The sequence below is a fragment of the Paraburkholderia caribensis genome (assembly GCF_002902945.1).
GTDB lineage: Bacteria > Pseudomonadota > Gammaproteobacteria > Burkholderiales > Burkholderiaceae > Paraburkholderia > Paraburkholderia caribensis.
Map to the genome: position 1 here is coordinate 2,334,027 of NZ_CP026102.1, position 25,589 is coordinate 2,359,615.

The window sequence follows — 25,589 nt, forward strand, 5'->3', positions numbered from 1 at the left end:
GCGGGTGCCGTGTTGCTCCTGGCCGCTTTGTTCGGTCTGAACAATGACTCGCCGTTCGGTAAGCCGTTCGGCCCCCTGTTCAGCCCCACCGTTCGGCGCATTTGGCGCGCAGCCTTATGTGTAAAGCCCCGGCGTTTTTTTCCGCTGCGCCTGTTCGACTGGCACAGCCCATGCAGGATCCGGCCCGAGCGGACAAGATGCTCGAAGCTGATTCGAAATGCCCTGTTCGCGAGTCGTCGCGCCGTATTTCGGCAGCAGCAAGCCCGACTTCGACAACAGCAAGACGGTCGATGCCCGGCAGCTTGTAAACAAAGGCCTCAACTTAGGCAATGCGGCCGACAGGAACGAGGCGCTCGTTTGGACTCTACCGGAGATGAACTGCCTGCGCGTCGCAGTGTCCGCAATGCTCGGCAGCGCACACCGCATCGGGCGTGAATTACCTATACTGGTTGTTCGAGACATACGCGTGCCGTCATCGACCGAAGTACATTCCCAACACGACAGCGTCACGCGACATTTCTTCTGGAACAGCCATGTCCAAGCTCGTCATCAAGGATCTCCCGGAAAGCGTGCAGCTCGATCGCGCAGCGATGACCGCCATCGTAGGCGGAGCGCGAACAGGAGGGCGTTTCTTCGGCGTCACCGCGCAGGCGCTGCCAGCGGCGACGCGCGTCGTCGATTATCCCGTGGGATTCCCGACGGCTGCTCGCCAGCCCGTCGACGAACGCATACCGCCGCAGAGTCTGTTGCGCAAATAGCGCTCGCCCTCGAGGTATTGCCAGTCCCTTCCTTCTCGTGACGTGCTGCACGCGGACGGCTTGCGGCACGTGTTTGCGCGCGCGTCTGTTTGCCTGCCGACTTCTAGCCTTCTGTTTTATTCCGCCAACTTTCCGCGCTTTACGGTAGGCCTTTGCTAAGGGTTCTGCGTCCGGTCGATGGTCAACCGGTCGTATACGCGTGTGCGTCGCCAGTTACTCCCAAGCGAGACGGTGCTCTTCAGGGCACAACGTGCAATGTGCCTCAAAAGCACATCCCATTCGATGAACGCACATTGACGCAAACCATCTCGGGTTCAGCAGCGGTGCGCTCAGGGCTCGCCGTACAGGGGTGTGCCGCTCAAAAGTACTCATGGAGAAAGCCGAATCGCGTGCTGTTCGGTTAAAGCCGACAGCTTCGCGATGATCTGTTTGCTGAGAACAGACCTCTATTTCCCGGCTAATCGCCCGAAAGCCCGCTTTTCAAAAGTACTCACGGAAGAATCACCTTTGATTTCATACGGTTAGCGTGTGATTCCAGCGTCCTTGGCCCCACTGGCACACCCTGTGCATATGTAGCAGCGAGCGCAAACAAATCGTGCTCTTCCAACCGAAACAACTGATCCAAGGAGATCGACCATGGCATCGCTGACCATCAAAGACCTTTCGCATAACGAATCACTCTCCGTCGAAGCACTCGCCTCCGTGCGCGGCGGCAGCAACTACAACGTCGGCAACGTGAACGCCGCGTTCGGTGGCGGCTTCGCCAGCCCGGCCATCGTGGTGGCGCCCGTCACGCAGACCGACACGAAGGTCGTCATCCCGACGATCCAGAACTTCGGCGGCCTGCAGGCTGTGCTGTAACTCGCAAACATCGCCCCTTTATCACACCCCATTCAGGAGATTCATCATGGCATCGCTGACCATCAAAGACCTCTCGCATCACGAAGCTCTCTCCGTCGAAGCACTCGCCTCCGTGCGCGGCGGCAGCAACTACAACGTCGGCAACGTGAACGCCGCATTCGGCGGCGGCTTCGCCAGCCCCGGCGTGGTAGTGGCGCCCGTCACGCAGACGGACACGAAGGTCGTCATCCCGACCATCCAGAACTTCGGCGGCCTGCAAGGCGTGCTGCTGTAAATCGCAAACCCGTCATCCTCTTACCGCATCCAATCCAGGAGATTCATCATGACCTCGCTGACCATCAAAGACCTCTCGCATAACGAAGACCTCTCCATCGAAGCACTCGCCTCGGTGCGCGGCGGCAGCAACTACAACGCCTACAACACGAATGCCGCATTCGGCGGCGGCTTCGCCAGCCCGTCCATCGTGGTGGCGCCCGTCACGCAGACCGACACGAAGGTCATCATCCCGACGATCCAGAACTTCGGCGGACTGCAGCTGGTCAAGTAAGGCAACACACGGGAGAGTCGCGCCGCGTCTTCGCACTGCGCAGGCCGAGCGCCCTCTCCCGTCCCGCAACACGCCATATCAGGAGCTTGACCATGGCCTCGCTGACGATCACGGATCTTTCGCATCATCAGGCACTGTCCAGCGACGCACTGTCGGCAGTGCGCGGCGGCAGCAACTACAATTTCGGCAACGTGAACGCAGCGTTCGGCGGTGGTTTTGCCAGCCCGGCTATCGTCGTGGCGCCCGTCATCCAGACCGACATGAACATCAATATTCCGACGCTGCAGAATTTCGGCGGAATGCAGTTTCTCAAGGGACTGCTGCAATAAAAAACGTTGGCGGGTTCGAAAGAGCCCTTCAAACAGTACGGGGTAGCATTACGAGAAGCGCCGTCAGGTCTTGTTCCTTGCCGGCTTCAGGTCCGCCAGTCCGATCCCCTGGCGGGCCTTTTTATTTCTGTAGCGCTGGTCGCGACCCGATCATGGCTTGGAATCAACCTGCTCAACCGCGCCCCGGTCTGCAGGTACGTCCACGCCATTCATTGGCCACTGCCACGGCGTTCTCGAACGCGCTAGCGTTTTCGGGCGCCGTCGAGCTACGCCCGTGGGTCTGCCTCAAGCGAATGCTGACACGGCATCTCGCGCGCCTTGCGAACTCTCTCGCAGCTGTACGCATAAGCGGCACTGCTGCACGTCACTATCGTCGATCCGCACGGCCCTCACGAACGAAAACACCATCGGCGCGCCTCTGAGGCCGGACCGGCGTCGCCACATCGATGCGGTTGAGTAGCAGCAGCGATTATGCGGTGCGCAAGAGCACAACATTGTCGACGCATGCGCTGCTGTTTCCCGATTGCTTTCCACAATCTGTGACGCGAATGGCTGCATGAAGTGCTGTTCGGTTAAAGCCGACAGCTTCGCGATGATCTGTTTGCTGGGAGCAGACCTTCATTTCCGGGCTAATCGCCTGAAAACCCGCTTTCGAAAAGCACTATCCGGAAAATCACCTTTGATTTCATAAGGTTAGCGTGTGATTCCAGCGTCCTTCGCCCCACTGGCACACCCTGTGCATATGTAGCAGCGAGCGCAAACGAATCGTGCTCTTCCAACCCGAAACAACTGATCCAAGGAGATCGACCATGGCTTCGCTGACCATCAAAGACCTTTCGCATAACGAATCACTCTCCGTCGAAGCACTCGCCTCGGTACGCGGCGGCAGCAACTACAACGCCTACAACACGAATGCCGCGTTCGGTGGCGGCTTCGCCAGCCCGGCCATCGTCGTGGCGCCCGTCACGCAGACCGACACGAAGGTCGTCATCCCGACCATCCAGAACTTCGGCGGCCTGCAGGCTGTGCTGTAACTCGCAAACCCAACGCCCCTTTATCACACCCCATTCAGGAGATTCATCATGGCATCGCTGACCATCAAAGACCTCTCGCATCACGAAGCACTCTCCGTCGAAGCACTCGCATCGGTGCGCGGCGGCAGCAACTACAACGTCGGCAACGTGAATGCCGCGTTCGGTGGAGGCTTCGCCAGCCCGGCCATCGTCGTGGCGCCCGTCACGCAGACCGACACGAAGGTCGTCATCCCGACGATCCAGAACTTCGGCGGCCTGCAGGCTGTGCTGTAACTCGCCAACCCATCGCCCTTTATCACATCCCATTCAGGAGATTCATCATGGCATCGCTGACCATCAAAGACCTCTCGCATCACGAATCACTCTCCGTCGAAGCACTCGCCTCGGTGCGTGGCGGCAGCAACTACAACGTCGGCAACGTGAACGCCGCGTTCGGTGGCGGCTTCGCCAGCCCGGCCATCGTCGTGGCGCCCGTTACGCAGACCGACACGAAGGTCGTCATCCCGACCATCCAGAACTTCGGCGGCCTGCAGGCTGTGCTGTAACTCGCAAACATCGCCCCTTTATCACACCCCATTCAGGAGATTCATCATGGCATCGCTGACCATCAAAGACCTCTCGCATCACGAAGCTCTCTCCGTCGAAGCACTCGCCTCCGTGCGCGGCGGCAGCAACTACAACGTCGGCAACGTGAACGCCGCATTCGGTGGCGGCTTCGCCAGCCCCGGCGTGGTAGTGGCGCCCGTCACGCAGACGGACACGAAGGTCGTCATCCCGACCATCCAGAACTTCGGCGGCCTGCAAGGCGTGCTGCTGTAAATCGCAAACCCGTCATCCTCTTACCGCATCCAATCCAGGAGATTCATCATGACCTCGCTGACCATCAAAGACCTCTCGCATAACGAAGACCTCTCCATCGAAGCACTCGCCTCGGTGCGCGGCGGCAGCAACTACAACGCCTACAACACGAATGCCGCATTCGGCGGCGGCTTCGCCAGCCCGTCCATCGTGGTGGCGCCCGTCACGCAGACCGACACGAAGGTCATCATCCCGACGATCCAGAACTTCGGCGGACTGCAGCTGGTCAAGTAAGGCAACACACGGGAGAGTCGCGCCGCGTCTTCGCACTGCGCAGGCCGAGCGCCCTCTCCCGTCCCGCAACACGCCATATCAGGAGCTTGACCATGGCCTCGCTGACGATCACGGATCTTTCGCATCATCAGGCACTGTCCAACGACGCACTGTCGGCAGTGCGCGGCGGCAGCAACTACAATTTCGGCAACGTGAATGCAGCGTTCGGCGGTGGTTTTGCCAGCCCGGCTATCGTCGTGGCGCCCGTCATCCAGACCGACATGAACATCAATATTCCGACGCTGCAGAATTTCGGCGGAATGCAGTTTCTCAAGGGACTGCTGCAATAAAAAACGTTGGCGGGTTCGAAAGAGCCCTTGCGCGCTGCGGCTTTGTCTCCTCCGCCCTCAAGCGGCCATTTGAATCGACGTGCATTGCCCAAGCCACGCAATCGCAGGCGCCTTCTCGAACTGATCTCTACTGTTTCGAGTTCGCCCGACATCGCAACAAAAGCAACCGACCGATGGCGGCACGACACACGGCCCCATCAGCTCTCGCGACACGCCGTCTCAGTCGCTATCCCGCTTCAGCACGCCGCCGATCCAACGCTCTTCCGAAGCCATCAGATGCGCGCGCATCGCGGTCTGCGCGGCGATCGGATCGCCCGACTGCAGCGCTCGCAGGATATCCTCGTGTTCCCGCACTGCGTCGGTCCACGTCTTCGCGCTCTCCGTATGACCACGCATCGCGGCCGCAATGGGATCGTGGCGGCTATCGAACAGTTCGCCCACGAAGCGCGCAAGCACCGAGTTACCGGCCGCCTCCGCTACCAGCATGTGGAACTGACGGTCGGCGTCTACCGGTGTCTTGCCGGCCGCGGCCAGCCTGCGCATCCGGTCCACAGTGCGCCTCAAGCGGTCCACCATGGCGGCCGTCATGTGTGCAGCGGCAAGCGCCGCGACGCTGCCTTCAATGGCCGCGCGTGCCTGCATCAGTTCCGATGGACTGTCGCCCAGGGCGCCGACCACGTTTTCATCGTCTGCGCCGGTGTCGCGCACGTAGACACCCGAACCCATCCGGATTTCGACGCGGCCACCAATCTCGAGTGCGATCAACGCTTCGCGCAATGACGGACGGGAAACGCCAAGCCGCAGCGCAAGCTCGCGCTCGGGCGGCAAACGTTCGCCGGCAGGAAACTCGCCCTCGCGGATCAGTTTGAGAATCTCCGCGGCAACAGATTGGTAAAGCCGCTTGGGCTCGATTGATTTCATAAACAGCCGGCATCCGTTAGGCAGATATGCGCGCAAAACAGCGTCGTGGCGAAGTCTAGCAGCGCCCGGCGCGGCCCTGCAAACGGCCACGCTGGTAAGGTCAATCTGCAAACTATCACATTGGCTTGACCAAACGGCAATATTGCGGTTCAATGCATCACAACTGGACTGACCAGCGTAATGCCAGGTCGGCCGTCAAAAGGAGACACGATGAGCGCGCCTTGCAGCCCGCAGGACCTCGCCGGCAAGTCGAACACCCAACCGTGGGATGGAGAGATCCTGCGTCTCGAGGGCATTCGCAAGCAGTTTCCCGGCGTCATCGCGCTCGACGGCATCAACCTCGATCTGTGCTGCGGCGAAGTCCATGCCATTTGCGGCGAAAACGGAGCAGGCAAATCGACGCTGATGAAAATCATCAGCGGGCAATACCGTCCGGATGGAGGAACTGTCGTCTACCGGGGCGAGCAGGTGAATTTCCGTTCGACATCCGAAGCGCAAGCGGCGGGCATTGCGATCATTCATCAGGAACTGAATCTCGTCCCAGATCTTTCCATTGCGGAAAATCTTTATCTGGCGCGTGAACCCAAGCGCGGCCCCTTCATCGACAGGCGCAAGCTGAATGCCGACGCCAAAGCGTGTCTCGCCCATATCGGTTTAACTATCGCGCCCACCGCCAAGGTCGGCGCGCTTTCCATTGCGCAGCAGCAGATGGTGGAAATCGCGAAGGCCTTGTCGCTCGACGCGCAGGTCCTGATCATGGACGAGCCGACTTCGTCACTGACCGAGTCGGAAACCGTCCACCTCTTTCGCATCATTAAAGAATTGCGAACTCAAGGCGTCGCGATTCTCTACATTTCGCATCGGCTCGACGAGATGGCGGAAATTGTCGACCGCGTAACTGTGTTGCGAGACGGCCGCCATATCTCGACCGACGACTTCGCAGCGATCACCATAAGCGACGTTGTCGCGCGCATGGTCGGCCGCTCGCTCGACGATGCCTATCCGCGGCGCCAGTCGGTGCCAACCGATGAGGTGCTGCTGAGCGTCGACGGCCTCGAGCGCGAAGCCGTGTTCGGGCCGCTTTCATTCGAACTGCGCAAAGGCGAGATTCTTGGCTTCGCCGGCCTGATAGGCGCAGGCCGCACAGAAGTTGCACGCGCCATTTTCGGTGCCGACCCGCTCGACAGCGGAACGATGCGGCTGCACGGCCAGCCGGTCACGATACGGTCGCCGCGCGAGGCGATTCGCCACGGCATTGCTTATCTCTCGGAAGATCGCAAGAAAGAGGGCCTCGCCCTCAGCATGCCCGTTGCCGCGAATGTGACGCTCGCCAATGTCCGCGGTATCTCCACGCGTGCTGGATTCTTGCGCTTCAACGACGAAGCGCGCATCGCCGCACGTTATGTACAGGAACTCGCGATCCGCACGCCTTCCATCAATCAGGTCACACGCAACCTGTCCGGCGGCAACCAGCAAAAGGTCGTGATTGGAAAGTGGCTATATCGCGGCTCGAAAATCCTTTTCTTCGACGAACCCACACGCGGTATCGACGTCGGCGCGAAGTTCGCCATTTATGGATTGATGGACCGGCTCGCCGCCGATGGCGTAGGCGTCGTGCTGATCAGTTCGGAACTACCGGAACTGCTCGGCATGACGGATCGGATCGCCGTATTTCACGAAGGCCGCATCGCGGCGGTGCTTGAAACGGCTCACACCAGCCAGGAGGAGATCATGCGTTACGCGTCGGGGCAAACTCATGCTTGAAATGACATCAGATCGTTCGCAGGCAGCCGATCGGTCCGCGCAACAGCGGCGGCGTGAGCTCATTCAGAAGTTTGCGGCATTGGGCAGCCTGGTGATACTCGTGATCGCATTTTCGATTACGAGCCAGGCGTTCTTTTCGGTCGACAATCTGATGACCGTGGGGCTGCAGGTCACATCGATCGCCTATCTGGGCGTGGCAGCAACCTGCGTCATCATCACGGGCGGCATCGATCTCTCCGTCGGCTCGGTGCTCGCGCTCGCCGGCGTCTGTGCTGCGCTGCTTGCAAAAGCGGGCGCGCCCGTACCGGTTGCCATGCTGGCCGGCGTGATGGTGGGCGCGCTGTGCGGCCTCATCAACGGCATCTGCGTCACGCGGATGGGCCTGCCGCCGTTTATCGCAACACTCGGCATGATGCTCGTCGCGCGCGGGATGGCGCTGCAGATCACGGGCGCGCGTCCGGTGTCCGATCTCGGTGAAGCGTTCGGCGAACTGGGCAATGGCGCGCTGTTCCGCATCTCCCGAATCGGCGCAGACGGTTTTCCCGACACGACATTCCCCGGCATACCGTATCCCGTCGTCATCATGGTCGCGCTGTTCGTCGTCGTCTCCATTCTGCTTTCGAGGACGTCGCTTGGCCGGCACATCTATGCGGTCGGGTCCAATGCGGAGGCCGCACGGCTTTCGGGCGTCAACGTGCAAGGCGTAAAGCTCTTCACCTACGTGCTGTCCGGCGCGCTTGCGGGCGTGACCGGTTGCGTGCTGATGTCCCGGCTCGTGACCGGGCAGCCAAACGAAGGGGTGATGTACGAGCTCGACGCGATCGCCAGCTCGGTGATCGGCGGAACGTCGCTGATGGGCGGCGTCGGCACGATTTCGGGTACCGCCATTGGCGCATTCGTCATCGGCGTGCTGCGCAACGGCCTCAACATGAACGGGGTGTCGAGCTTCATCCAGCAGATCATCATCGGTGTGGTCATTCTCGGCACGGTCTGGATCGATCAGCTTCGTCACCGCAAGCGATAGGCACAAGCGCTTGGGGGCAGTCAGGAGAAGTTCAACCACTAAAGACAGGAGCGAGACATGAAAAAGTTTCCCATGCTGGCAGTATCCGCAATCCTCTGCGCGGCGTTCAGCACTGGCGTGTTTGCGGCAGGCGGCGAGATCGCCGTGATCGTGAAAACGGTCAATTCGAATTACTGGCAGAACGTGCAGAAAGGAGCAAACGCCGCACTTGCCGACGCGAAGGGCTACACGATGACCTTCCAGGGGCCCGCTGCAGAGTCCGACATCACCGACGAAGTCAACATGGTCGTGAATGCCGTGAACCGGCACGTCGCGGGCATCGTACTCGCGCCGTCCGATCCCGATGCGCTCGTGCCCGCGATCAAGCAGGCCTGGAATGCACATATCCCCGTCGTGATCATCGACTCCGCCATTGCCGATTCCGGCAAGCCTTACTACCAGTCGTTCCTGACGACCGACAATGAGAAGGCGGGCGAGCTGTGCGCGAAGGCGCTGATCGATCGCGTCGGGCAAACCGGCAAGATCGCGATCATGTCCTATGTACCGGGCGCGGGTTCGGAAGTCAGCCGCGTGGGCGGGTTCCGGAAATACATCGAGAGCCACTCGAAGCTGCAGATCGTCGGGCCGTATTACTCGCAATCGCAGATGGCGATGGCCTTGAACCAGACCACCGACGTGCTGTCCGCCAATCCCGACCTGAAAGGCATCTTCGGCGCGAATGAGCCGACCGCGGTCGGCGTGGGCCGCGCACTCAAGCAGTCGGGCAAGGCAGGCAAGCTCATCGCGATCGGTTTCGACGGCAACGAGGACCTGCAGGGGTTCGTGCGCGACGGCACGGTGCAGGCCATTGCTGTCCAGGGCTCGTGGCAGATGGGACACAAGGGCATCGAGACGGTCGTCGGCGTGATCGAGCACAAGCCGGTGCCGAAGCTCGTCGATACCGGCGTCGTGATGGTCGACAAACAGAACCTCGATTCGCCGCAAGCGAAGAACGTCCTTTACTGACAGAACCACGTTGAATCGTGACCGTCCCGCAGCGTCAAGGCGCGCTGCGGGTCCGGCCGATGGCTCGACGCATCGAACGGTGTTCCCTACCTGCTCATGAAGGCAATCGCAAAACGCAACTTGCCACGCGGCAGTCTGTCGCGCGCAGAACACCACGCCTCTTTCCTGCTCATGAGGATCTCCCTATGCTTAGCGTGATTTGCGAATCCCCCCGCGTGCTTCGCGCACACCAGTCCGACGTCCCCGAGCGCAAGCCCGGAGAAGTGTTGTTGCGCGTGAGCCGCGTCGGCATCTGCGGCACCGATCTCCACATCTTCACGGGCAATCAGCCGTACCTCGAATATCCGCGCGTAATGGGCCATGAACTGTCGGGCGTCGTCGTCGAAGCGGATGGCGATGCGGGACTGGCTGTCGGCGACGGCGTCTATGTGATGCCGTATCTTTCTTGCGGAACATGCGTCGCCTGCCGCCAGGGCAAGACCAACTGTTGCGTGAACATCAAGGTGCTCGGCGTACACCGCGACGGCGCGATGACCGAGTATCTGAGCGTGCCCGCCCAGTTCGTCCACAAGGCAGAAGGCGTCTCGCTCGACCAGGCGGCCATGCTCGAATTCCTCGCCATCGGCGCGCACGCGGTACGGCGCGCGAACGTGCAGGCCGGGCAGCGGGTGCTCGTCGTGGGCGCCGGTCCGATCGGCATGGCGGCCATGATCTTTGCGAAGCTGCGCGGCGGCAACGTCGTGTGCCTCGATACACGCGCCGACCGGCTCTCGTTCTGCAGTTCGCAACTCCACATAAGCGCCGCCGTGTCCGTCGGACCCGACGACACCGCGCAACTGTCGTCGCTGACGAACGGAGAATTTTTCGATGTTGTTTTCGATGCAACCGGCAACATCGACGCGATGAACCGCGGCTTCGGCTTCGTCGCGCATGGCGGGACATACACGCTAATTTCGATCGTGCCCGGCCAGGTCAACTTTTCGGACCCGGAGTTCCACAAGCGGGAGACGACCTTGCTCGCGAGCCGCAACGCGACAGCAGCCGACTTCGAAATCGTGCTCGAGGCGATGCGCGCCGGCCAGATTCCGGACCGGGCGCTCAACACCCACCGCATGCGCCTTGCCGACGTGCCCGAAGCATTTCCTCGCCTGCTGGAGCCGGGGCAGACGGTCGTGAAAGCACTGGTCGAATGCTGAGCGAAGGCGCTGCGCAAACAGGATCGAACTCATGAGCGCACCGATACTTCAATTCGGCACCAGCCGCTTTCTTCTCGCGCATGTTGCGCTGTTTGTCTCGGAGGCGCTGGAACGCGGCGACGCGATTGGCGGCGTCAGCGTCGTGCAGACGACAGCGAATCCGGCGAGCCGCGCGCGGATTGCCGCGCTGTCCCATGCGGATCACTACCCCGTGCACATACGAGGTCGCGAAGCCGCAGGCGTGGTGGACCGGGTGGTCGAATGTCGCGCTGTGCGCAATGCGTGGGCAACCGATACCGACTGGGCCGCGATCCGTCGCGCAATGATCGACGACGTACGCGTTATCGTATCCAATACAGGCGATGCGGGTTACCAACTCGATGAGCGAGACACGGCCGACCTGCTATCGAACGATGCGCTCGTGCCGCACAGTTTTCCCGCGAAACTGTTGACGTTGCTGAACGCCCGCTGGCGCGAGCGCCCGCAGGACGGTGTGTCGATCTATCCGTGCGAACTCGTCGACAGAAACGGTGACGCCTTGCGCGATATCGTGCTTGGCTTGGCCCGGCAGTGGCTGCTGCCCGAACTTTTCATCCGCTATTTGCAGGAACATTGCGTCTGGGTAAATTCACTCGTCGACCGTATTGTTTCCGCGCCGATCGATCCCGTTGGCGCGATCGCGGAGCCATATGCGCTGTGGGCAATCGAACGGCGCGTGGGGATGGATCTTCCATGTGCACACGAGCAGATCGTGATCACCGATGACTTGCGCCGTTATGCACGGCTCAAGCTGTTTTTTCTCAATCTCGGTCATACGTGGCTTGCCGATCAATGGCTCGGCGAAAATCGCGCGTTGCAGGAAACGGTGTTGCAGGCGATGAATACGCCTCGCGTGCGCAGCGGGCTCGAGACGGTGTGGCATGACGAGGTGCTGCCCGTCTTCAGCGCGATGGGGCTGCAAAACGAAGCTGAGACTTATATCGATAGTGTTCGCGAGCGATTTCTGAATCCCTTTCTCGCCCATCGTCTTTCCGATATCGCCGCCAATCATCGTGAGAAGATCAGGCGCCGGATACTGCCGCTCGTAGAAATGGCCGATTCGCAGTCTTTGCCGCTGACGCAGCCGAGGTTGCGCAGATTACTGGTGGCCAACAATCTGCTGCTGGACGGCGAAGAAGTGAGCCGGTCGTCCTGATGGTCGCAATGGACTGTCAACGCGCAACGTCCTGACTGACCGGGTTGCGTCAAGCATGCGCGATGGCCGCCGCTCTGACGCAATTTCGACCTGCACGCTTCGCTTCGTAAAGCGCAAGGTCCGCCGCCTTCGTCAGTTCGTCCAAAGTGGTCGGGCATCCGCGTCGACCCGTTGCGCATCCGACGCTGACCGTGAAGGGATGAAGCCCGGCCGTTCCAGCCTCACGCCATGACGCCTCCAACGTCTCGCGTACACCTTCGGCGACGCGCAAAGCGTTCGCCGCATCGGTGTCGGGCAACACGGCCACGAATTCCTCGCCACCATAGCGGGCCGCGCAGTCACTGCGACGGCGGACGCGTTGCGCAATACAGCCGGCCAGATGCTTCAACGCCTTGTCGCCTTCCGCGTGACCGTGTTTGTCGTTGTATTGCTTGAAATGATCGGCATCGATATAGAGAACGGAGAGGCAACTCTGCGTGCGCTGTAGCCTCTCCCATTCTGCTTCCAGCACCTCGTCGAGCGCGCGGCGGTTCTTGAGCCCCGTGAGCGAGTCGGTTTGCGTGAGTTCCGTCAGGCGGCCTTCGGCGAGCGCGCGGTCGCGCAGCGCAAATGCCAGCAACCAGACCACCGCGCAAAAGGCGAAACTGATCGCGCAAGCGGACGTGCCTACGATCCACGAAAGCGTCTTCCATGAGGCGAGCACGTCGTTGAGCGCCGGCGCGACGACCGCAATCAGCGGCGTACCGGGCACGCGTTGAAACGTGTAAAGTCTCAGCACGCCGTCGGCCGGCGAACGCGCCGCATAGAAGCCGGAATCCTGGTTCACCATGCGCGGAAACGTCTGCGATTTACTGAAGTTCGGTGCAATTGCCAGTCGTATATAAGGATTCCTTGCTACAAGTGTGCCGTCGGTCCGAACGATTGCCGTGACACCGCCTGGGCCGACGTTCAGCCCGTCGAGCAGGCGGCTGAAGTACGCCACGTCGATGGCGACCAGCGCCACGCCCTTGAAAGAGCCGTCGGCGTTGTTCATCCGTCTGCTCAGTGCCAAGGCTTCCACACCCTCGCGCGAGCGCGCCCGATACACGGCGGAAACATACAGGCCCGCGTTCGCCGACTGGCGATGTACGAGGAAGTAATCGCGGTCGCTGAAGTCCCAGTGATGCGTGCTCGAACAGCACCCGTCCATCAACTGCCCGTGTTCGTTGGTCACGCCCATGCCCGTCACGTATTGCGAAGTTGCGGTACGGTTGAACAGCAGTTCGTGCCGCACGTCCGCGTTCATATGTTGAACGGCCGGCTTGTCAAGAGCGGCGATAAGCGTCCTTAACGATTGATCCGAGGATTCGACGGTGTGGGAGATATTGCTCGACAATACCGCGGCAACGTTCCTGGATGTCTCGTGGGCGTGGCGAATCGCTGTGTCGCGCGCGGCAACAAGTGTTAGCAGGCTCACGCCCAGAACAGCCGCCGCAAGCAGTGTGCCGAGCGCGCCCACGATGCACGGACGACGGCCCGCGATAACGGCCGCGCGCCTGACAAAGTTTGGGAACACGTGATTTTTTGTGGGGTGTCGCTTTTTAGCGCGTCGACGCTTGTGCGACATGGTTGCGCAGGATAACGACAGTAGTATCGGCAAACGGAACGAAAAATTGAGAGCTTTGAGCGGTTTTTTCAGTCAAAGCCCGCTCCGTCCGCTGGACGGCCTTTGGCGACAATGGCCTGTCGACCGCTGTCAGACAGTTGACAGGCACGTTGCCGCCTTTGGTGCCGTCGTAGCCTCGAATGTCGGGTGCCGATGCGGGTGACGCGGCTAGTCACGCGGATCGCGTTAGACGGCGGCCCTCTCGATCGGCGCAGAAGCGAAAGTCGCAATCACATCCGATGCGAGAATCATGCGACGCCAGTTCGCCGGGACGAGCGTCATGCTGCGGCGAGGGCGGAATACTTCGTCACCACGCATGATGGGGCGCCCCGAGAGCGCGCAAAAACCGTCATCCCGTGCCAGACCCAGACGCCAGATCTGCTCTGCGTAATGTCCCGTCTGGGAATCGCTCCACGAGATACTGAGCGTGTGAGCCGATAGTATTTCCTGCACGACAATCCGGGCTGGCAGCGGGATCCATTCGGCCTGGTGATTTTTTCGCGCAGCCGGCAATCGCTCCCGTCGCATCTTCTCCTTGAACGAGGTTTCCACTGGCGGAGTCAGGAAAAGAGGCGTCGGACAAAGCAAACTTAGCAGCGCCCGCTCGATAATCTGGCCGTCGTCCGACGGTAATGCCGCTTTAGACGTTGGCATTTTCATTCGATAAAACTGCCGGTGGTTGATAACGTGTTGGCAAACAGCGCGGGAGTCCCAGCTGATCAATGTCGAGGGTTCTGTTGACGCGATCATCTTTTGTACATCCGGGCGGCCTGAGTCTCTCCGGCACTGCACTTTTGATTGACGAACAAATTTCCGCAAATACGCCATGTATTAACGAAACTTTCACACGATACTGATTCGAAACTGTTATCGACCGTCTAAAACAGATTCTGGCTAAAGCAATAGCGGCATTTACCTGTTCGAACGCGGTTCATAAGCGCTTATCATCCACGCCACACGCATTTTTTTACAACGACATTTATACTCACTTTTTCGGACATGACGGCTGGTGGAATTAATGCATCGAATTGGCTACTTCTTGACGGATGACTTTCAGGTCATGGCCATTGGGACCCAGACGGTGTTCGAAATCGCCAACGTCGTCGCGCGCGAACCTGTTTATCACGTGACGAATTACTCGCTCGAGGGTGGAGAAATTCGCTCGTCGCTCGGTGTCTCTGTCATCACAAAGCGGGCCGATTCGAACGCGACGGCAGACACATGGATGATCAGCGGCGTGGCCAATCCAACCGGCCGCATCACGACCGCTGAAGAACTCAGGTTCATCAGCGACGCGTCCGCACGATCGCGGCGCACGGCAGGCCTTTGTACGGGCGCGTTCGTTCTGGCTGAAGCCGGCCTTCTCGACGGCAAGCGCGCAACCACGCACTGGGCGTTCGCAGACGCCTTGCAAGCACGCTGGCCACGCATTCAGGTCGAAGCCGACCGCATCTTTATTGTCGATGGCGCGATATGGACGTCAGCGGGATTGACGGCGGCGATGGACCTGGCGCTTGGCCTGGTGGAGAAGGATCTCGGCGCCGACTTCGCGATATCGGTGGCGCGTGCGATGGTCATGCCTCATCGACGCTCAGGCGGACAGTCGCAGCACTCTCAAATGTTGGCGCTTGCACCGAAGTCGGATCGAATCCAGATGGCGCTTGAACATGCACGCGTCAATCTGTCCAAACCCCTGCGCGTCGACGATCTCGCCAAGGCGGCACATCTGAGCAGCCGACAATTCACGCGTATTTTTCTTTCCGAAACGGGCGAATCTCCCGCCAAGGCAATCGAGCGCCTGCGTCTGGAAGCGGCGAGAAACCTGATCGAGCGTGGCCGTCATTCGCTTGAAACCATTGCTCGAGAAACAGGGTTTCGTGACAGGCGTCACCTCAGGGACGTTTTTACCCGGGCCTATCAAATGACTCCGCAGTCGTTGAGGCGAGAGTCTCGTAATGTGACCGACAATGAACGCCTGATCGACGATTAATACATTGATGGCGTATCGCCCCGGGTACCGCCCTGATCGTTTATTGCGTTATTGCGCCGCCCGACATTCAACGCCGTACAGGTCATCTCCGCAGCAGGAATGTCTTAAAACATGACCTTAAACGTCATTTGAGTTGCTGGCCTTCAGCACCACAATTCACTCCCACACAATCGTCGATACGGAGTGACATGATGACGCAAGCAAATCTGGGCACAGCGCTGATTACAGGCGCATCATCGGGCATCGGTGCGGTGTATGCCGAACGCCTCGCGCGGCGCGGCTACGAACTCATACTCGTTGCCCGCAATCGTGAGCGCCTCGCCGCGCTCGCGAGCCGCATCACGACACAAACACAACGCAGCGTTGAAATTCTTGCCGCAGACCTTGGCACCAGGGACGGCCTTTCGATCGTAGAAGCGAAGCTAAAGCAGGACGCGACGATCACCTTGCTGGTGAATAACGCGGGCGTCGGCACCCACACGCCGCTTGCGGACAGTGACGTCGATGCGATGTCGCGCATGATCGATCTCAACGTGACGGCCCTGATGCGCCTCACCTACGCCGCCGTACCCGGCTTTCTGGCGCGCAGCAAAGGAGCCGTCATCAATATCTCGTCCATCGTCGCCATTGCGCCGGAAGCGCTCAATGGCGTCTATGGCGGCAGCAAGGCGTTCGTGCTGGCATTCAGCCAATCGCTGCATCACGAGTTGGCCAGCAAAGGCATTCGGATCCAGGCCGTTCTGCCGGGCGCGACAGCGACCGATTTCTGGCAGACGGGTGGCCTGCCGCTGGAAAATCTCGACAAGTCGATCGTGATGTCCGCTGAAAACATGGTCGATGCCGCGCTGGTCGGGTTTGACCGGGGCGAGCTCGTGACGATTCCTTCGCTACATGACATCGTGAAATGGGACGGATACGAAAGCGCGCGGCGTGCGATGTCTTCCCTGTTGTCGACCAACGTTCCGGCGCCGCGCTACACGGCCACGCATTGAGATTCACCTCGGATACTGAACTGATCGCGAAGTATCCGACGCGTCAATCTGAAGTAGCGGGAATGGCCGAACTGCAGACGACAGCCTCAAAGCCAGTTCTTCAAGAAGAGAACGCCATTACGCGACGACGTTCGGTCATCCACGCCGAAGTACCGGAACCGCAATACGAACGCAGTGCGCCTGCCCCGGCGGCCGCACTGTGTTGGTTCGGTTCCTGTCATCCTTTGCCCAGCGGCGGCCGGCTGGGGAACCCGGCCATGTTGCTCAACTGAGCCAGTTCATTTGCAGCCTCGCGCAGCAGGACCGAGTACTCGTGGATCTTCCCGGCGGTCAACCGCACCCGTGGCCCGGCCAGACTGATCACGCCGACGCAGCGCGAGCCACTGATGACGGGCACGGCGACCGCTGACATACGCGGCGCAAACACCTCGTCGATCATCGCGTAACCACGCACACGCGCAGCTTGCAGGAACCCCAACAGCGCTTTGACCGTCGTCGGCGCGTTGGGTCCGAACTCGTTCGGCTGTCCAAAGCCCTGCTTCAGAACGAGCGCGAGCGCCTGTTCGTCCGTCATCGTCATGAGCCACGCATGTCCCGTCGATGTGCACGAAAGCCGTGCCGCCTGGCCCATGTCGGGATCGTAGCGAAAGCCGACGCGCTGCCCATCTGCCTTGCCCACCCAGATAATCGCTTCTCCGTCGACCAGCGACAGCCGCGCCAATTCGCCCGTCCGCGCGGCAACCCGTTCGATGATGGGCTGCGCAATATCGGCGATGCCCGTGAGACTCAGGAATTCGAGCCCGTTCGACGTCATCCGCATTGTCAGAATGTAGCGGCTGTGATCGACCAGTTGCCGGACGTACCCACCCGCAACGAGTTCGGTAAGCAGGCGATGGCATGAACTGCGCGGCAGGGACAAGGCGTCGGCAATCGCCACGAGACCCGCACCTTCGCCTTGCGACGCCAGAAAATCAAGAATGCGTAGGCCTTGTTTGAGCGACATCGATCGTCGATTCCACAATACGAAATGAAGTTCCGGTGCGGAACGGTTCCTCTCTGCAGCGCGAACAATAGCACTTGTTCGGCACCCGCAACGAACGTTTCACCACATAGAAATGAGGAGACAACATGTCATCTATTGCTGACCCAGACCTCGCCGAAACGAGCCAGTCCGCGCATGCCCAGCTGATGGCGCGCCGGGCGGTGGCCGGGGCAACCGTAGGCACCGCGCTAGAGTGGTTCGACTTCGCGTTGTATGGCGTGGTCGCGGCCACGGTCTTTCCGAAGCTCTTTTTTCCGTCGCTCGACCCGACCGCCTCGCTGCTCGCGTCGCTCGCCAGTTTTTGGGCCGGGCTCGCCGCGCGCCCCCTGGGTGCGATCGTGTGCGGAATGCTCGGCGACCGCTGGGGTCGCCGCAAATTGATGCTCGTTACTGTCTCTGTGATGGGCGCGTCGTCGTTTCTGATGGGCCTGCTGCCCACCTACCAGCAGGTCGGCATCCTCGCGCCGACGTTGCTGGTTTCGCTGCGGATCGTCCAGGGTTTCGCGCTCGGCGGCGAATCAACGGGCGCCCAACTGATGGCGGTGGAGCATGCATCGGCAGCGCGACGCGGCTGGTATTCGGGCTTGCTCGGCATCTGTTCGCCACTCAGCCAGATTCTCGCCAATTTCACGCTGTTCACGCTGGCGGCCGTGCTTTCGTCCGACGATTTTGATTCCTGGGGCTGGCGAATCCCGTTTCTCGCAAGCTTTGTTCTTGTACTGCTAGGCATCTACATCCGCAGTCGTGTATCCGAGACACCCGCCTTCGAGGCACTCAACAAAAGCGGCGTACGGGCACGCGCCGCGAATCCACTCGGCATCGTGCTGAAGTACCACTGGCGCACTGCACTTCGCCTGACGCTGTTCTTTTGCGGGCCCGCTGCGCTGTTTTATCTGATCGTGGTGTTTTCGCTCAGTTATCTGACCAAACACCTCGGCGTGCCAAAGCAGACCGGCTTCATGCTGTTGATGATCGCCAATGTCTGCGCCATCGTCGGCGCACTGGCGGGCGGCTATCTGAGTGACAGGATTGGACGCAAGCGCGCGCTGATGCTCGGCTCGTTTTGCACGCTGGTCTGCTGCCTGGTCTACTTCCCGGTTCTCAACCAGAACTCGATCGCCATGACCATGGCCGTGATGGGCGCGTTCCTCGGCTTTACGCAGTTCCAGAGCGGCATCCAGCCGGTCTGGTTCGCCGAGTCCTTTCCGACCGAGGCACGCTATACGGGGTCCGCGCTGTCCTACTCAGGTGCGAACCTGCTCACGGGCGGCCCGATGCCCATTGTCGCCGTCGCGCTGCTGAATGCCTTTCACGGTTCTCCCTGGGCCATCGTCGCCGTGTGCGGCTCCTTGAATCTGCTTTCCTTTCTCATGATTGCAGTATCGCGGGAAACCAAAGGCACTGTCCTTGAACGCTCCTCCACACATTGAAACCATGACTCGCAAACTTTATATCCTCAATGGCTCGAACCTGAACATGCTCGGCGTCAGGGAGCCTCACATCTATGGCACCACCACGCTTGCGGACATCGAACAGAGCTGCCTGACACTCGCTGATTCGCTGAGGTTCGACTGCGTATTCCGTCAGACCAACAGCGAAAGCGAGCTGATCGACTGGATCCAGGAAGCGTTTCTTCAGGATGCCGCGCTGATTATCAATCCGGCCGGCTTTTCGTTCGGTCGAATTCCCGTGCTCGATGCAGTCAAGCTCGTCAGGCGGCCGGTGGTGGAATTGCATATCACCAACATCCACGCGCGCTCGGAAGAATATCGTCACTCGACAATCTCGGTCGCGGCTACGGCGGTAATCTGCGGGGCAGGCGCAAACGGATATCTGCTGGCAATCCGCGCGGTTGACGATCTATGGAGCAAGCAGCCCTGAGCCGCGCACTTCATGAATGACGGGGGCGCGTTGACGAAGCCTGCCGGAAGCGACGTCCACGCGTCGCGCATCGACTGATGCGCGAGTTTTAGAGCCGTTCGAACAACCGCGGCGTGGCACCGGCGAATAGCAGAAAAAGGGCAAAAAAAAATGCTCGCCAGGATCATCCGCCGCGCCCTGTTTTCGAAACCCGAGACTTTCGAAAAGTATCGAGTACCGTAGCGGCTTGAACAGGAATTGCAGCCGCATTGCTGGCTTTCATCAGTGCCTCGATACGCTGGGCAGTATCCGTCGACGGCGCGGGCGTGTACACCATGATGCGCATCCCCGGCGCATCGGGCACTTCCAGCGATAGCGCATCCAGCTCGAGCAACCCTGCTACCGGGTGCTCGATCACCTTGCGCCAGTCGCTGCGCTTGAGCACTTCGTGTTCCGCCCACCAGCGGCAGAAGTCAGCATCCGTATCGCTCAGTTCTTCGACGAGATCGCGCAAAAAGACCTCACCCGAAGGCCGAAGAATGTAGTCGCCGCGAAACTGCGCCAACACGCATTTCGCGTAGGCGTCCCAGCCCTGAAAGAGCGCACGCGCGCCGTCTTGCTGAAACGTGAACCACAGCAGATTGCAGCGGCCCGCAGGCATCTTGCGAAAGTCCGTGAATACACGCACCGCCGCCTCGTTCCACGTCACATAGTTCCAGTTGCCATCGACGACATAGGCCGGCATGTTGCCAAGCTGATCGAGCATGCGCCGAACCGTATCCGTCACGTTCTGTGCAATCGGATACGGGCCAGGCGGCGTGTAGTGATTGGCCAGTTCGAACAGATGCGTGCGCTCGTGCGGCGAAAGCTTCAGCGCATTGGCGAGGCTTTCGATCGTCTTGAACGACACATTCACTTCCCTGCCCTGCTCGAGCCACGCATACCAGGTCACGCTGATGCCGGCGCGTTCGGCCACTTCTTCACGGCGCAGGCCCGGTGTCTTGCGCCGGGCGCCACTCGGAAAGTCGATGTCCTCGGGCCGAAGACGTGCGCGGCGCGTCCTCAGAAAATCGGCCAGTTCGTTCAGGCGCTGCTGCTTTTCCATGTCTCGCCTCCTCATGCTTTCCCTGTTACTGCCATTACTAGTAATGGCAATTGCTAGATGCGCTCCGTCAACCATGCCACATTGGCGCCGTCGGGAAGCACGCTGTGTCCAGCATCGGTAACGCCAGATTATAGAACCCGTTACCGGTGCCTGTGACGGCCAGACGCGTTGAAGCGCAGAGACGACGACGCGCGCGTCTTCCGATGGATATCAAAACATTTACGGAGACATTCATGCGTCGTTCGATCCGCTTTCACCGTGCAAGCGTATTCGCTGCTGCGGCATTCATCCTGACGGCTTCCTGTGCCGCACGTGCAGACTACACCGGCGCGGCGCGCACGTTCCTGTTCAATCCCGCCGTGCAGATTCCGTTCTCCGATACCGCGAAGTTCAAGAAGAAACCGCCCTACGTGATCGGCTTTTCGAATGCGGGACTCGGCGACAGCTGGCGCGTCGTGATGCAGCACTCGTTGATGAAGGCGGCGGCCGAGCATCCCGACCAGATCAAGCAATTGTTGATCACCAACGGCAACATGGACGACGCCAAACAGGCTGCCGACATTCAGGACCTGATCTCGCGCGGCGTGGATCTGCTGATCGTCAGTGCGAACACGCAAAAGGCGCTCGACCCCGTCGTCACGCGTGCGATGAAACAGGGCATTCCCGTCGTGATGGTCGACCGGCGCATTTCATCGGACAACTTCGTATCGTTCGTGACGGGTTCCGATGCGATGATGGGCCGCGTGTGGGCGCAATGGATCGTCGAGAAGCTGCACGGCAAGGGCAACGTGATCATGCTGGCGGGCCAGGCGGGCTCCAGCGTCAGCGCCGACCGTGAAGCCGCCGCGCACGAAGTGTTCTCGCAATATCCCGGCATCAAGGTGCTCGACACGGTCTACTCCGACTGGAGCCCCGTAAAGGCCAAGCAGCAGATGCAGGCGATGATCGCGAAGTACGGGCACACCATCAACGCCGTATGGTGCGCGCATGGCTTGCCCGTCGCGGGCTCGATCGAAGCGTTCCTTGCGGCTGGCTTCAAGCCCGGCGAAATCCCGCCACACACGACAGCCGACCTCAACGGTCCGCTCCAATTGGCGTTGAAGTACAAGATTCCGATGCTCGAAATCGGCTATCCGCCTTCTATGGGCGGCACATCGCTCGATGTTGCGCTCAAGGTACTGCAAGGTCAGCCATTGCCGAAAATCTACGAGATCAGCCCGCAGATCGCGCTGACGCGTGGCGACGAGACGGCGTCGGTGCCACATCCCGATCAGTACATCGATCAGGTCGTCGATGCAAAGGGTCCGCCCGACAAGATCATCGACGGCGGCATGGGAGCGGACTACAACCCGTCGACGTTCAAGATCAAGCTGCCGGGTGAGAAATGAACGCGCATATAGCGGGTGTTTCAGGTAATGGCGTCGCGTCCCCGCCCGACGTCATCCAGGTCAGCGGCATCGTCAAGCAGTTCCCTGGCGTCAAGAGCCTCGATGACGTGAGCTTCGGCGTGCGCGGCGGCGAAATTCACGCACTGGTCGGCGAAAATGGCGCGGGCAAATCGACACTGATGAAGGTGCTCGCCGGCGCGTATCTGCCGGACGAGGGCGCATTGTGCTTCGACGGTCAGCCCGTCGCGTGGAAGTCCCCCGCAGACGCAAAGGCGCACGGCGTTCACATCATCTATCAGGAACTCGTGCTGTTTCCACAGTCGAGCGTCGCGCAGAACATCTTCGCGGGGATCGAGCCTCGCACCCGGCTCGGCACCATCGACCACCGTGCGATGAACGAACGCGCCGCCACGTTGCTGCACGAACTCGGCGTGCAACTCGATCCGCGCGAGCGAGTGGGCGCGCTCTCTGTCGCAAGCCAGCAGATGGTCGAGATCGCAAAGGCGATGGCGAGCGAAATACGCGTGCTCATCCTCGACGAACCGACGGCGGTCATCGCCGGCAAGGAAGTGCAGCTCCTCTTCGACCGGCTGCGCGTGCTGCGCGCGCGCGGCGTCGCAATTATCTACATCTCGCACCGGCTGGATGAAATCTTCGAACTGTGCAACCGCGTGACCGTCATGAAGGACGGCCGCAAGATCGGCACACAAGCCGTGTCGGAAACGACCCGCGCCGAGCTCGTGCGCATGATGGTCGGCCGCGAAATGAAAGACATCTATCCGCCAAAGCCCACGCTGGCCCCGGGCGGCACGGTCCTGATGAACGTCGAAGGTCTGCAGGTCGGCAATCGGGTCGTCGATGCTTCGCTCGCCGTGCGCGCGGGCGAAATCGTCGGGCTCGCCGGTATGGTCGGCTCGGGCCGCACCGAACTCGCGTCCGGCCTGTTCGGCGCGTTGCCCGCGCGCGGCACCGTCGAAGTGCGTGGCGCGCGCCATACGCGTATGACGCCAGCAACGGCGATCCGCCTCGGTCTCGGCTTTGTCACGGAAGACCGTAAATCCGAAGGCTTGCTGATGTACCTGAACGTCGCGCAGAACGTCACGGCGACCACCCTCCGGCGCGTGTCCCGGTTTGGATTGCTGAGAGCGAAAGAAGAGCGCACGGCAGGCGCGGATGCAATCCGCGAATACGGCATTGCGGGCGCGCGGCCTGCGGGCAGCGTCGCGACGCTCTCGGGGGGCAACCAGCAGAAGGTACTCATCAGCCGATGGGTACGCGTGTGCACCAGCGTGCTGATTCTCGACGAACCGACCCGCGGTGTCGACATCGGCGCGAAGGCGGAAATCTATCGCCTGATGCGCGAACTGACGGATCGCGGCCTCGGCATCCTGATGATCAGTTCCGAGTTGCAGGAGGTAATCGGCATGTCCGACCGCGTGCTGGTGATGCGCGAAGGACGTATTGCGGGCGAACTCAGCGGCCAGCAGATGACCGAGCACGACATCATGGCGCTCGCAACGGGCGGCGCGCAGCTCGCGCAGACGGGAGGCGCCGATGCGTACGCTCATTAGACGCCACGTCGCACCGAACGCAGCGCCATTCATCGTCGCAGTGCTGATCGCGGTGCTGTTTGTCACGGGCACGAACGTCAACGACCGTTTTTCGACGCTGTCCAATCTGCTGAACATCCATCAGCAGGCGACGGGCCTTGCGCTCGTCGCGCTCGGGCAGACGCTCGCCGTTCTGACAGGGGGCATCGATCTGTCCGTTGGTTCGTTGATCAGCGTGACAGCCACGCTCACATCCGGCATCTCCGATGCGACCCAAGGCGGATGGGGCATGGCGATTTCGGCCGCGATTGCGCTGTCCGTGATCGTGGGACTGGCCAATGGCCTGCTCGTGCTCTGGCTGCGCGTGCATCCGCTGATCATCACGCTGGGTATGGGCGCCATCCTGCAAGGCGGCATCCTGTACTACGCGAACGGCCCCGCAGGCAGCGTGCCGGACGGCTTCGACGCGCTGGCTTATGGACGCTATACCAACGTGCCCGTCACCGCCACCGTGGTGCTGCTTCTTTATGCCGGCGTGTCGTACTTCATGCGCAACACGCGTCTCGGCCGGTACGTCTATCTCGTAGGCGACGACGACAATGCGGCGACGCTATCGGGAATTCCCCGCAAACGGGTCATTCTGTTCGTCTACACGTTCTCGTCACTCTGCGCAGGCCTCACGGGCATTTATCTCGCCGCCCAGTTCGGCTCCGGTCAACCGTATCTCGGCGCCAACTACACGCTTGCGTCGATCACGCCCGTGGTCGTCGGCGGCACGATTCTGAGCGGGGGGCGCGGCGGCGTCGTCGGCACGTTGCTCGGTGTGTATCTGCTGAGCATGCTCAACAATCTGATCAACTTTGCCGGCGTGCCGTCCCAGTATCAGCTCATCGTGCAGGGCATCGCGATCATCGCGGCAGTCTGCGTCAACGTCCAGCAGAAACGGAGGCTCGCATGAACTCAGTTGCTCCGCGCAGCGACGCCACACCGGTGCGCGCGCTGTCGCTGCGTGCCGTACAGCGCTATGGCATCTATCTGTTCCTCGTGGCGCTGATTGCGCTTTCGGGCGTGTGGTCGCCCACTTTCCTTCGCGCCGATAACGTCGTCAACATGCTGGTGCAGTTCGCGCCGCTCGGCATCGTCGTGATTGGCCAGGTGTTCGTGATTCTGGTGGGCGGACTCGACCTGTCGGTTGCCTCCGTAATGGCGACGGCGGCCGTGATCGCCACTGCGTTCGACGACACGAACCATTCAGCCCCAGCCGTCTTTGGCGTGACGCTTGTGCTGTGCATCGGTGCCGGCTTGCTCAACGGCCTGCTTGTCACGAAGCGTCAGGTGTCGCCGTTTCTCGCGACCTTCGCCACCGCCGTCGTGCTCGACGGCCTGCGTTTCGCCTACACGCAGGGCGCGCCTTCCGGCAACGTACCACCGCTCTTTCACGTACTGGGAACAGGCTCGATTGCGGCAGTGCCCGTCAACGTGCTGCTGCTGTTCGTGTGCACGATCGTATTCGGCACGCTGCTGCATCTGTCCACGTTCGGACGGCGTGTGTACATGGTGGGCGGCAATGCCGTGGCCGCGAGACTGGTCGGCGTGAGTCCCGACACCGTGCGTATCGCGTGTTACGTGATCAGTGCGCTGCTTGCGGGGCTGGCGGGACTGATCCTGTCCGGCTATGTCGGCATCGTAGACAACTGGGTGGGCCGCGGCTTCGAACTCGATTCGATCGTCGCCGCTGTCATGGGCGGGCTCGCGCTCTCCGGCGGCCGCGGCTCGCTGCTGGGCGGCCTCGCGGGTGCAGCCATTCTCGTCATCGTCTTCAACATCGTGCTGCTGATCGGCATGCCCGTGCAGGCGCAGATCATCGTCAAGGGCGTCATCATCATCGGCGCATCCGCGTGCTACGTGAGCCGCCGGCAACGCTGAATTTTCCAGATCCACACGAGGCCATTCGAAATGGCC

General features: G+C 60.9%; 29 protein-coding genes. 24 read left to right on the forward strand and 5 right to left on the reverse strand.

Annotated elements, in window-relative coordinates; all coding sequences use genetic code 11:
- Window positions 1-533: 533 nt before the first annotated feature.
- The 11 genes from C2L66_RS27060 (at window position 534) to C2L66_RS27110 (ending at window position 4,950) form a co-directional block, all read left to right on the forward strand.
- Window positions 534-758 carry a hypothetical protein gene (locus C2L66_RS27060; protein WP_054933630.1) on the forward strand — a complete coding sequence of 75 codons (225 nt, stop codon included), beginning with the start codon at window positions 534-536 and terminating at the stop codon, window positions 756-758.
- A gap of 636 nt (window positions 759-1,394) precedes the next feature.
- Window positions 1,395-1,619 (forward strand): hypothetical protein, encoded by a 225-nt coding sequence (locus tag C2L66_RS27065; protein WP_062917094.1) that lies wholly within the window; start codon window positions 1,395-1,397, stop codon window positions 1,617-1,619.
- 46 nt (window positions 1,620-1,665) lie between these two features.
- Window positions 1,666-1,893 (forward strand): hypothetical protein, encoded by a 228-nt coding sequence (locus tag C2L66_RS27070; protein WP_054933629.1) that lies wholly within the window; start codon window positions 1,666-1,668, stop codon window positions 1,891-1,893.
- Between the two features lie 48 nt (window positions 1,894-1,941).
- Window positions 1,942-2,166: a hypothetical protein gene (locus C2L66_RS27075; RefSeq protein ID WP_054933628.1), complete on the forward strand. Its 225-nt coding sequence runs from the start codon at window positions 1,942-1,944 to the stop codon at window positions 2,164-2,166.
- A 92-nt stretch (window positions 2,167-2,258) separates the two neighbouring features.
- A complete protein-coding gene (locus C2L66_RS27080; protein WP_060605297.1) occupies window positions 2,259-2,495 on the forward strand; it encodes a hypothetical protein in 237 nt (78 codons plus the stop codon).
- Window positions 2,496-3,304: 809 nt separating this feature from the next.
- Complete coding sequence (locus tag C2L66_RS27085) at window positions 3,305-3,529, forward strand: hypothetical protein (protein WP_060605295.1); 225 nt, start codon at window positions 3,305-3,307, stop codon at window positions 3,527-3,529.
- Between the two features lie 48 nt (window positions 3,530-3,577).
- A complete protein-coding gene (locus C2L66_RS27090) occupies window positions 3,578-3,802 on the forward strand; it encodes a hypothetical protein (RefSeq protein WP_060605292.1) in 225 nt (74 codons plus the stop codon).
- Between the two features lie 47 nt (window positions 3,803-3,849).
- Window positions 3,850-4,074, forward strand: coding sequence for a hypothetical protein (locus C2L66_RS27095; protein WP_060605289.1), 225 nt, complete (start codon window positions 3,850-3,852; stop codon window positions 4,072-4,074).
- A 46-nt stretch (window positions 4,075-4,120) separates the two neighbouring features.
- Window positions 4,121-4,348, forward strand: coding sequence for a hypothetical protein (locus C2L66_RS27100; RefSeq protein ID WP_054933629.1), 228 nt, complete (start codon window positions 4,121-4,123; stop codon window positions 4,346-4,348).
- A 48-nt stretch (window positions 4,349-4,396) separates the two neighbouring features.
- On the forward strand, window positions 4,397-4,621 hold the full coding sequence (locus C2L66_RS27105) for a hypothetical protein (protein ID WP_054933628.1): 225 nt from the start codon (window positions 4,397-4,399) through the stop codon (window positions 4,619-4,621).
- A gap of 92 nt (window positions 4,622-4,713) precedes the next feature.
- Window positions 4,714-4,950 carry a hypothetical protein gene (locus tag C2L66_RS27110; protein WP_060605286.1) on the forward strand — a complete coding sequence of 79 codons (237 nt, stop codon included), beginning with the start codon at window positions 4,714-4,716 and terminating at the stop codon, window positions 4,948-4,950.
- A 219-nt stretch (window positions 4,951-5,169) separates the two neighbouring features.
- Here the strand turns inward: C2L66_RS27110 and C2L66_RS27115 are convergent, their stop codons facing one another.
- Window positions 5,170-5,871, reverse strand: a complete 702-nt coding sequence (locus C2L66_RS27115) for a FadR/GntR family transcriptional regulator (RefSeq protein WP_054933621.1) — start codon at window positions 5,869-5,871, stop codon at window positions 5,170-5,172.
- 210 nt (window positions 5,872-6,081) lie between these two features.
- On the opposite strand from C2L66_RS27115, the gene C2L66_RS27120 reads away from it, so the two are divergent.
- From C2L66_RS27120 to C2L66_RS27140, 5 genes are all read left to right on the forward strand, one after another.
- A complete protein-coding gene (locus tag C2L66_RS27120; RefSeq protein ID WP_060605283.1) occupies window positions 6,082-7,635 on the forward strand; it encodes a sugar ABC transporter ATP-binding protein in 1,554 nt (517 codons plus the stop codon).
- Window positions 7,628-8,659, forward strand: coding sequence for an ABC transporter permease (locus C2L66_RS27125; protein ID WP_060605280.1), 1,032 nt, complete (start codon window positions 7,628-7,630; stop codon window positions 8,657-8,659). The genes C2L66_RS27120 and C2L66_RS27125 overlap by 8 nt, the downstream gene beginning before the upstream one ends.
- A 57-nt stretch (window positions 8,660-8,716) precedes the next feature.
- On the forward strand, window positions 8,717-9,664 hold the full coding sequence (locus C2L66_RS27130) for an ABC transporter substrate-binding protein (protein ID WP_054933618.1): 948 nt from the start codon (window positions 8,717-8,719) through the stop codon (window positions 9,662-9,664).
- 185 nt (window positions 9,665-9,849) lie between these two features.
- The gene (locus tag C2L66_RS27135; protein ID WP_054933617.1) at window positions 9,850-10,860 is read left to right on the forward strand and encodes a zinc-binding alcohol dehydrogenase family protein; all 1,011 of its coding nucleotides are present in this window, start codon (window positions 9,850-9,852) and stop codon (window positions 10,858-10,860) included.
- A gap of 31 nt (window positions 10,861-10,891) precedes the next feature.
- A complete protein-coding gene (locus tag C2L66_RS27140) occupies window positions 10,892-12,055 on the forward strand; it encodes a mannitol dehydrogenase family protein (protein WP_060605277.1) in 1,164 nt (387 codons plus the stop codon).
- A 49-nt stretch (window positions 12,056-12,104) separates the two neighbouring features.
- On the opposite strand, the gene C2L66_RS27145 is transcribed toward C2L66_RS27140, so the two are convergent.
- Together C2L66_RS27145 and C2L66_RS27150 are read right to left on the reverse strand one after the other, a co-directional pair.
- Complete coding sequence (locus C2L66_RS27145; RefSeq protein ID WP_060605274.1) at window positions 12,105-13,610, reverse strand: GGDEF domain-containing protein; 1,506 nt, start codon at window positions 13,608-13,610, stop codon at window positions 12,105-12,107.
- A 276-nt stretch (window positions 13,611-13,886) separates the two neighbouring features.
- The gene (locus tag C2L66_RS27150) at window positions 13,887-14,450 is read right to left on the reverse strand and encodes a DUF3331 domain-containing protein (RefSeq protein WP_231950056.1); all 564 of its coding nucleotides are present in this window, start codon (window positions 14,448-14,450) and stop codon (window positions 13,887-13,889) included.
- Between the two features lie 268 nt (window positions 14,451-14,718).
- On the opposite strand from C2L66_RS27150, the gene C2L66_RS27155 reads away from it, so the two are divergent.
- Window positions 14,719-15,690 carry a GlxA family transcriptional regulator gene (locus tag C2L66_RS27155; protein ID WP_035997496.1) on the forward strand — a complete coding sequence of 324 codons (972 nt, stop codon included), beginning with the start codon at window positions 14,719-14,721 and terminating at the stop codon, window positions 15,688-15,690.
- Between the two features lie 191 nt (window positions 15,691-15,881).
- Window positions 15,882-16,682, forward strand: coding sequence for an SDR family NAD(P)-dependent oxidoreductase (locus tag C2L66_RS27160; RefSeq protein WP_035997499.1), 801 nt, complete (start codon window positions 15,882-15,884; stop codon window positions 16,680-16,682).
- Between the two features lie 217 nt (window positions 16,683-16,899).
- Here the strand turns inward: C2L66_RS27160 and C2L66_RS27165 are convergent, their stop codons facing one another.
- A complete protein-coding gene (locus C2L66_RS27165; protein WP_035997501.1) occupies window positions 16,900-17,685 on the reverse strand; it encodes an IclR family transcriptional regulator in 786 nt (261 codons plus the stop codon).
- A 185-nt stretch (window positions 17,686-17,870) separates the two neighbouring features.
- Between C2L66_RS27165 and C2L66_RS27170 the strand changes: the two genes are divergently transcribed.
- Together C2L66_RS27170 and C2L66_RS27175 are read left to right on the forward strand one after the other, a co-directional pair.
- Entirely contained in the window at window positions 17,871-19,154 is a 1,284-nt protein-coding gene (locus tag C2L66_RS27170; protein WP_054933627.1) for an MFS transporter, read from the forward strand.
- 4 nt (window positions 19,155-19,158) lie between these two features.
- The gene (locus tag C2L66_RS27175; protein ID WP_060605271.1) at window positions 19,159-19,605 is read left to right on the forward strand and encodes a type II 3-dehydroquinate dehydratase; all 447 of its coding nucleotides are present in this window, start codon (window positions 19,159-19,161) and stop codon (window positions 19,603-19,605) included.
- A gap of 163 nt (window positions 19,606-19,768) precedes the next feature.
- Here the strand turns inward: C2L66_RS27175 and C2L66_RS27180 are convergent, their stop codons facing one another.
- On the reverse strand, window positions 19,769-20,689 hold the full coding sequence (locus tag C2L66_RS27180) for a helix-turn-helix transcriptional regulator (RefSeq protein ID WP_035997509.1): 921 nt from the start codon (window positions 20,687-20,689) through the stop codon (window positions 19,769-19,771).
- Between the two features lie 233 nt (window positions 20,690-20,922).
- Between C2L66_RS27180 and C2L66_RS27185 the strand changes: the two genes are divergently transcribed.
- From C2L66_RS27185 to C2L66_RS27200, 4 genes are read left to right on the forward strand one after another with little or no spacing between them, the layout of a single operon-like run.
- The gene (locus tag C2L66_RS27185; protein WP_036001596.1) at window positions 20,923-22,077 is read left to right on the forward strand and encodes an ABC transporter substrate-binding protein; all 1,155 of its coding nucleotides are present in this window, start codon (window positions 20,923-20,925) and stop codon (window positions 22,075-22,077) included.
- On the forward strand, window positions 22,074-23,648 hold the full coding sequence (locus tag C2L66_RS27190; RefSeq protein WP_060605267.1) for a sugar ABC transporter ATP-binding protein: 1,575 nt from the start codon (window positions 22,074-22,076) through the stop codon (window positions 23,646-23,648). The genes C2L66_RS27185 and C2L66_RS27190 overlap by 4 nt, the downstream gene beginning before the upstream one ends.
- Entirely contained in the window at window positions 23,632-24,585 is a 954-nt protein-coding gene (locus C2L66_RS27195) for an ABC transporter permease (protein ID WP_060605265.1), read from the forward strand. Before C2L66_RS27190 ends, C2L66_RS27195 begins: the two co-directional genes overlap by 17 nt.
- Complete coding sequence (locus tag C2L66_RS27200; protein ID WP_060605262.1) at window positions 24,582-25,553, forward strand: ABC transporter permease; 972 nt, start codon at window positions 24,582-24,584, stop codon at window positions 25,551-25,553. The genes C2L66_RS27195 and C2L66_RS27200 overlap by 4 nt, the downstream gene beginning before the upstream one ends.
- The last annotated feature ends 36 nt before the right edge of the window (window positions 25,554-25,589 follow it).